The 566-nt window shown below is 67.0% G+C and carries 1 protein-coding gene; it reads left to right on the plus strand.

All coding sequences use genetic code 11. The features are described from left to right. A partial coding sequence (locus AC07Z7_RS25140) for a Mu transposase domain-containing protein (RefSeq protein WP_494768055.1) occupies positions 1-566 on the plus strand: 566 nt, incomplete at both ends.

The raw sequence follows: 566 nt of genomic DNA on the forward strand, positions 1-566 counted from the left end.
CGCAGGCGCATCTGGATCGAAGCCGCGACCCGTCGCTTCGGCTCGTTCATCGAACTCAATGCCTGGCTGAGCGAGCGGTGTCGTTCGGTGTGGAGCGACACCACGCATCCGATCCACCGACAGTTCACCGTGGCCGAGATGTGGGAGTTGGAGAAGCCTCACCTCATGTCCATGCCGGCCCCCTTCAACGGCTATGTCGAGCGGCTGGCCCGGGTCAGCAGCACCTGCCTGGTGGCCGCCGCGCGCAACCGTTACTCCGTGCCGTGCGAGTGGGCCGGCCACATCGTCAGCACCCGCGTCTATCCCGAACGAATCGATGTGGCGGCCGCAGATGCCGTCGTAGCCAGCCATGCCCGGCTGCCGGGCAGTGGCCAGACCAGCTACGACTGGCAGCACTACATCGACCTGGTGCAGCGCAAACCGGGCGCATTGCGCAATGGCACGCCGTTCCTGGACCTTCCGGCGCCGTTGCTGCGTTTGCGCCAGTCTCTGCTCAGGCACCCTGGAGGAGACCGGGTCATGGCACAGGTGCTGGCCGTGGTGCCGCAGGCCGGGCTGGAAGCGGT

It is taken from the genome of Acidovorax sp. GW101-11A03 (assembly GCF_059424825.1).